7 protein-coding genes are annotated in these 6,000 nt (G+C 64.3%); 1 reads left to right on the top strand and 6 read right to left on the bottom strand.

Annotated elements, in window-relative coordinates; translation table 11 throughout:
- The first annotated feature begins 271 nt into the window (after positions 1–271).
- Complete coding sequence (locus tag E8F11_RS26720; RefSeq protein ID WP_280291936.1) at positions 272–514, top strand: hypothetical protein; 243 nt, start codon at positions 272–274, stop codon at positions 512–514.
- Positions 515–656: 142 nt separating this feature from the next.
- Here the strand turns inward: E8F11_RS26720 and E8F11_RS26715 are convergent, their stop codons facing one another.
- From E8F11_RS26715 to E8F11_RS26690, 6 genes are all read right to left on the bottom strand, one after another.
- Positions 657–1,274, bottom strand: coding sequence for an FKBP-type peptidyl-prolyl cis-trans isomerase (locus tag E8F11_RS26715; RefSeq protein ID WP_280291935.1), 618 nt, complete (start codon positions 1,272–1,274; stop codon positions 657–659).
- A gap of 86 nt (positions 1,275–1,360) precedes the next feature.
- Positions 1,361–1,666, bottom strand: coding sequence for a DUF6482 family protein (locus tag E8F11_RS26710; RefSeq protein WP_280291934.1), 306 nt, complete (start codon positions 1,664–1,666; stop codon positions 1,361–1,363).
- Between the two features lie 123 nt (positions 1,667–1,789).
- Positions 1,790–2,284, bottom strand: a complete 495-nt coding sequence (locus E8F11_RS26705; RefSeq protein WP_280291933.1) for a TIGR00645 family protein — start codon at positions 2,282–2,284, stop codon at positions 1,790–1,792.
- Positions 2,285–2,480: 196 nt separating this feature from the next.
- Positions 2,481–2,822, bottom strand: coding sequence for a hypothetical protein (locus E8F11_RS26700; RefSeq protein WP_280291932.1), 342 nt, complete (start codon positions 2,820–2,822; stop codon positions 2,481–2,483).
- Positions 2,823–3,034: 212 nt separating this feature from the next.
- Positions 3,035–5,545 (bottom strand): ATP-binding protein, encoded by a 2,511-nt coding sequence (locus tag E8F11_RS26695; protein WP_280291931.1) that lies wholly within the window; start codon positions 5,543–5,545, stop codon positions 3,035–3,037.
- Positions 5,546–5,634: 89 nt separating this feature from the next.
- Positions 5,635–5,958, bottom strand: a complete 324-nt coding sequence (locus E8F11_RS26690; RefSeq protein WP_280291930.1) for a TraR/DksA family transcriptional regulator — start codon at positions 5,956–5,958, stop codon at positions 5,635–5,637.
- Positions 5,959–6,000: the final 42 nt, after the last annotated feature.

The raw sequence follows: 6,000 nt of genomic DNA, 5'->3' as shown, positions 1-6,000 counted from the left end.
TTCGGAAGCACCGCTTCCGGTGCCGATGAGCGCCTGAGCGCGAAGCGATCAGGCCGGGGCGCAGGGCGGGGGCCGGGGGAGAGGGCAGCATCCGGCTGCACGGCGCCAATCAATGGCTATCAGACAATCTTGCCAATCCAGCGCGAATCCAATGCCTCCCCGAAAATCCGCGAAGAACCTTTTTTCTGCCTCGACGAAAGGTATCGATTGGCTCTTGCTATTTTGATAATAGGAATTATTCTCATCTCAACGCTTTTCAAGGAGATGAGCCATGACCTACCTGATCGATGCCTGGCTGGATCGCCCCCACCCCTACCTGCGGATACTGCACCGGGAAACCGGTGAGGTCTGCGCCGTGCTGGAAGAGGAAGCCCTGGACGAACTGCGCGACCAGGGCGACCTTGACCTGGCCGGCCTCAGCTCCAGCGAACCGCTGGTACTCAAGGAGCTGGTGCGCAACCTCTTCCTGTTCTGCTACGCCAGGGCGCTGCGGCCCTGCAGCGAGACGCAGTGAGAGAAGGGAGAGTTATCGATGATGCCGGGACGCATCATCCGCAAGGCCGACGCCCGGGCGCAGGCCTTGCAGCGAGGGCATAGGCGCCCTCGCCGGTTCTTGGGCGGACCAGGGAAGGCCCGCCCAAGGGTCACTTGCGGAATCAGAGGATTTCCAGCAGTTCCACGTCGAACACCAGCACGCTGTGCGGCGGGATGCTGCCGACGGCCTGGCCGCCGTAGGCCAGCTCGCTCGGTACGTGCAGGCGCCACTTGCTGCCAGCGTTCATCAGTTGCAGGGCCTCGACCCAGCCGGCGATCACGCCGCCTACCGGGAATTCGGCCGGCTGGCCGCGATCGTACGAGCTGTCGAACACGGTGCCGTCGATCAGGGTGCCGTGGTAATGGGTACGCACGGTATCTTCGGCCGACGGCTTGGCGCCCTCGCCCGCCACCAGCACTTCGTACTGCAGGCCGGACGGCAGGACGGTAACGCCGTCGCGCTTGGCGTTTTCCACCAGGTACTCGCGACCGGCGCCAGCGGCGGCCTCGGCCTTGGCCTGGGCTTCGGCCTGCATGAGCTCGCGGATCACCTTGAAGCTGGCCGACAGCGCAGCGCCGTCAACGCGGCTTTCCAGGCCCTGGAAGGCATCGCTGAGGCCGGCGATCACGGCTTCCAGACTCACGCCGGGCGGCGGATTGTCACGGATCTGGTCGCCGAGTTGACGGCCGATGCCGTAGCTGACGCGGGTTTCGTCGGTGGAAAGGTCGAGTTGGGACATCGCGGAACTCTGCTCAGGAAAAAAAGGCTGGCCAGACTAGCACAGCTTTTCCTCCCCGGCGCAGGCTCCGGCCGGGCTGTTCCGCGTCAGTGGGACACACGGGTCGAGATAGGTACGCGCACCGTATCCTGGCTGTCCGCTTCCATTCCGCACATCTCGTCATGCACAACGCTGTGCACCAGGTGGAAAGGCACTTCCGGGAACTCGTGCAGCACCTCGCGGGCGTGTTCCACCGAACGCAGGTGTATGGCATGGCCACGACCGTCATCCAGGGCGTGGGCGCGACCGTCGATCAGCGCCTCCAGCAGGTAGATGCCACCTTCAAGGGAAATCAGGTTGATCTCTTCGACGTGCCCGGCACGGGCATGGCTGGTGAGGTCGTGCAATTTCATGGCTTCGCCCTCGCGCGCTGTACACCTCAAATCTAATGCACAGGCCCCGATGCCGACGACAGAAACGCAACCGCCCGTCCGCTTTTCGGCGGCCGGGCGGTCTGGGCGGCGGCAGGACGGCGATCAGTGGTCGTGCTTGGTCATCTTGTCCAGATAGCCCATGGCGAAAGCCGAGATGACGAAGGTCATGTGCAGCACCACGTACCACATGATCTTGCTGTTATCGATGTTCTGCGCATCCATGAAAATACGCAGCAGGTGGATGGAGGAAATCGCCACGATGGAGGCTGCCACCTTCATCTTCAGCGAGCCGGAGTCCATCTTGCCCAGCCAGCTCAGCTTTTCCTTGTCTTCGTCGATATCCAGTTGCGAGACGAAGTTCTCGTAGCCGGAAATCATCACCATCACCAGCAGTCCGCCCACCAGCGACATATCGATGAGGGAAAGCAGTACCAGGATCAGGTCCGCTTCCGTCTTCTCGAAGACGTGGGGCAGGATGTGCAGGATTTCCTGGAAGAACTTCAGCGTCAGCGCCAGCAGCGCCAGGGACAGGCCGAAATAAATGGGCGCCAGCAACCAGCGCGCGGCGTACATCGAATTTTCTACAAAGCGTTCCATGGCTTCTCGCAGTCAGTCAAAAAAAACCGGCGCGAGTATAGCGGCGAGATTCCTACAGAAAAATAATGGCAACACCCGAGGAATTGTCCCCAAACACTGTGGATAAGTCTGTGCATGGGCACTGTAACGTCACACAGACAGCCCTTCCGCCGCCGGCTGGCGGAGGCTGATCAAATGCTGGCCAGCCAGCTGCGCGTCAGGTTTCCGGCCGGAACTGGTAGTCGCCCAGATGTCGACAACGGGTGCCGTTGAGTCGTCGCAACTCGCCCTGCAGGTGCAGGCGCCAGATCGGCGGATCGTCGGCTTCGGTGTAGCCCTGTTCAGCCAGGCAGTCGGCAATTGCGGAAAGCACCGATTCGGCCACGAGAGGCCCGTGGAATGGGCCCTGGGCTTTGATCGCCGAGGGTTGTTCCCCCGACATCCCCGCCGCACAGAGCAGCGTCCAGAGTCCATTCTCTCCCGCCAGCGGACGGATCACGCATTCGATCCGAGTCACCAGTCCCAGGCATTGGCGGGTAAGGCAGAGGTTGCGCGTCATGGCGGCTTTCCTCGCAGGGGCCTGGTTTTCAGCCTACACCCGAGTTTCGACCTGCGAAAGCGCGACGCTTATCCACGCGAATTGTGGATAACCCTGTGAACAGGGTGAGGGAAACACGGCAGGATGCACGCGGCACAAGCTTTGCCCCTGCCGCTCAATGACTGACCAGCCACACCGGGAACCGGCCCCGGCATGGCTGGTCATGACTCAGATCAGACCGGGCCCTGGGTCTTGTCCGGAACCGGTACCTTGCCCGGCTCTTGCTTCGGCCCCTTGCGGGCCGGCTTGGGCGGGGCTGCGGCCTTGGCAACGGCCTCTACCACTTCATGGGCCGGGCCGGCCTTCTCCTCCTCCTCCAGCCCCATCTCGGCGATTTCCCGCAGGCGCTCCACCACCCGCGCGTTGACGCTGTCCTTGGGAAACTGGCCCTTCTCGTCAGGCACGCCGGCAGGCTGGCCCACCAACAGGCTCAAGGCCTCGTCGGCCTGGCGAACGGCATAGACATGGAACTGCCCGTCGCGCACCGCCTCCAGCACGCGCTCGTCGAGCATCAGGTTGGCGATGTTGGCGTGGGGAATGATCACCCCCTGCTCGCCAGTCAGGCCGCGCGCCTCACAGAGGCGGAAGAAGCCTTCGATCTTCTCGTTGACCCCGCCCACCGCCTGTACCTCGCCGAACTGGTTGATCGAACCGGTGATGGCGAAGCATTGCTTGAGCGGCGTGCGCGACAGGGCGGAAATCAGGGTGCAGGCCTCTCCCAGCGATGCGCTGTCGCCGTCCACATAGCCGTAGGACTGCTCCAGGGCGATGCTCGCGGAGATTTCCAGGGGGAATTCCTGGGCGTAGCGGCTGCCGAGGTAGCCGGTGAGGATCATCACGCCCTTGGAGTGGATGGGCTGGCCGAGGTTGACCTCGCGCTCGATGTCGACGATGCCCGAGCTGCCCGGATAGACGGTGGCGGAGATACGCGCCGGCACGCCGAACGCCGAGTCGCCCACTTCCAGCACGGTCAGGCCGTTGCACTTGCCCACGGCCGCGCCAGCGGTGTCGATCAGGATGATGCCCGCCAGCATGTCGTCGAGGATGCGCGCCGAAACACGACCGGTGCGGGTCGCCTTGGCCTTCAGGGCGCGCTCGATGTGGCCGGCCCCGGTCACGGTCTCGCCGGCCAGGTGGCGGATGAAGTCCGCCTCGCTGACCAGTTGGAACAGGTCGCCGATACGGGCCGACAGGCGTCCCTGGTGTTCGGCCAGACGTGCGCTGTAGGTCGCCAGGCGGGCCACGGCCTCTGCCGTCAGCGGCGCCATGCCCTCCTCCGAGGTGCGGGTCTTCAGCAACTGGGCGAACTGCTCCAGGCTGTCGTCCGACAGGGCGATCTCCTCGTCGAAGTCCACCAGCACCCGGAACATCTCCTGGAAGTCGGGATCCAGGTCCTGCAGGGTGTAGTAGAGCTGGCGCGAGCCGATGATCACCACCTTCACCTGCAGTGGGATCACCTGCGGGGTCAGGGTCACGGTGGCCAGGCGGCCCAGCTCCGCGAGGGGGGATTCCATCTTCAGCTGGCGCGAATGCAGGGCGCGCTTGAGCGCATCCCAGACGAAGGGCTCGCCCAGCAACTTTTCCGCCTCCAGCACCAGGAAGCCGCCGTTGGCGCGGTGCAGCGCGCCCGGGCGCAATTGCCGGTAACTGGTATAGAGGGCGCCCTGGTCGGTGCCGTACTCGATGCGGCCGAACAGGTTGTCATAGGTGGGGTGGGACTCGAATACCACGGGCGCGCCGCCGCTGGCGTGGTGACCCACCACCAGGCTCGGGCAGTACTGTTCTTCCAGGATCTCGCGGCGCTGGGCGTCAGGCTTCTCGTCGAGCAGCTGGTCGACCACCGTCTTCAGCAGGTTGCACTGCATGGCCTGCAGATAGGCCACGACACCGGCGTACTCCGCATACTTTTCCGAGAGCGGCGAAAGCAGCGGCTGCAAGGCCTGGGAAATGGTTTCCTCGTTGAGCTGGCGCAGCTGGTTGCTCGACTCGCGCTTCCACTGCGGCAGGCTGGACAACTCCTCGTTCAGGCGCTCTTCCAGGCCGGCGATGTCTTCATGGAAGCGCTCGCGCTCGGACTCCGGCAACTGGGCGAAGTCCGCCTCGTCCAGGGCCTTGCCGTCCTTCATGGGGGTGAAGGCGATGTTCGCGCTGTCGCGGTAGAGGGCGACGTCCCTCTCCAGCGCCAGGCGCTCGATCACATCCAGCGCGCGGTCGTAGCGCTGGTTGAAGGCGCGGTCGATGGCGCTCTTCTTCTGCTGGAAGGTGGGCGTCTCGAACACCGCCGGGAAGGTGGCCAGCAAGTTATCCACAAGGTGCTCGATGTCACTGATGAAGCCCTGGGCTTCGCCGGGCGGCAGCTGGATGGCGCGCGGCTCTCGAGGTTCGTCGAAATGATTGACGTAGACCCAGTCCACCGGCGTCTCCAGGCGCTTGCCCTCGGCCTTGAGGTAGCGCTGGACGAAGGAGAAGCGGCCGGTACCCGGCTCGCCCATCACGTAGACGTTGTAGCCGGGGCGCGGCATGGCGACACCGAACTGCAGGGCCTCTACCGCGCGCTCCTGACCGAGCACGCCACGGAAAGGCTCAAGATCCTCGGTGGACTTGAAACTGAACTGTTGAGGCTCGAAGGGACGGGTCAGCACATCGGGCGCCAGTCGCAGACTGGCAGCGAAGGAATCAGGCATCGAGAGTCCTTAGTGGCTCGGCAAAGAAGCGATGGCCGCATTCTGGCGCCGCCCCGTCATGACTGGCAAGGCATTGCGCCATGCAGCGTTCAACGGGCGAGGTCGGCGCAGCCCAGGCAGTACTCGGCGGCCGGCAAAACTGCCAGGCGCGCCGGCTCTATGGGGTCGCCACAGCGCTGGCAATAACCGTAGCTGCCATCGGCCAGGCGCAGCTTGGCCATGCCGACCCGGCGCAAGGCCGCCTCGGTCTCGGCGAGGATGGCTTCCAGCACTTCGTCGTTCTCGCGCTGGATCGCCTGCTCGGCGAAGTCGGGCGAATGGCTGCGGGCCAGGTCTTCGCGAATGGCGTTGGCGCGAGCGGTGTACTCCGCTATCAGGGCGTCGAGGGCAGCCCGAGGGTCGGTGGCGGTCATGGTGGAATCTCCCCAGTTCACCCCCTAAGTGTGGACGCTGTA

Source organism: Pseudomonas sp. BN417, assembly GCF_029871205.1.
Taxonomy (GTDB): Bacteria; Pseudomonadota; Gammaproteobacteria; order Pseudomonadales; family Pseudomonadaceae; genus Metapseudomonas.
Note: the sequence above shows the minus strand (reverse complement) of the source record. Positions and strands in the feature narration are given on the sequence as shown.

Coding starts and splice junctions, on each gene's coding strand:
- E8F11_RS26720 (WP_280291936.1), top strand. CDS start 272: ATGACCTACCTGATCGATGCCTGGCTGGATCGCCCCCACCCCTACCTG.
- E8F11_RS26715 (WP_280291935.1), bottom strand. CDS start 1,274: ATGTCCCAACTCGACCTTTCCACCGACGAAACCCGCGTCAGCTACGGC.
- E8F11_RS26710 (WP_280291934.1), bottom strand. CDS start 1,666: ATGAAATTGCACGACCTCACCAGCCATGCCCGTGCCGGGCACGTCGAA.
- E8F11_RS26705 (WP_280291933.1), bottom strand. CDS start 2,284: ATGGAACGCTTTGTAGAAAATTCGATGTACGCCGCGCGCTGGTTGCTG.
- E8F11_RS26700 (WP_280291932.1), bottom strand. CDS start 2,822: ATGACGCGCAACCTCTGCCTTACCCGCCAATGCCTGGGACTGGTGACT.
- E8F11_RS26695 (WP_280291931.1), bottom strand. CDS start 5,545: ATGCCTGATTCCTTCGCTGCCAGTCTGCGACTGGCGCCCGATGTGCTG.
- E8F11_RS26690 (WP_280291930.1), bottom strand. CDS start 5,958: ATGACCGCCACCGACCCTCGGGCTGCCCTCGACGCCCTGATAGCGGAG.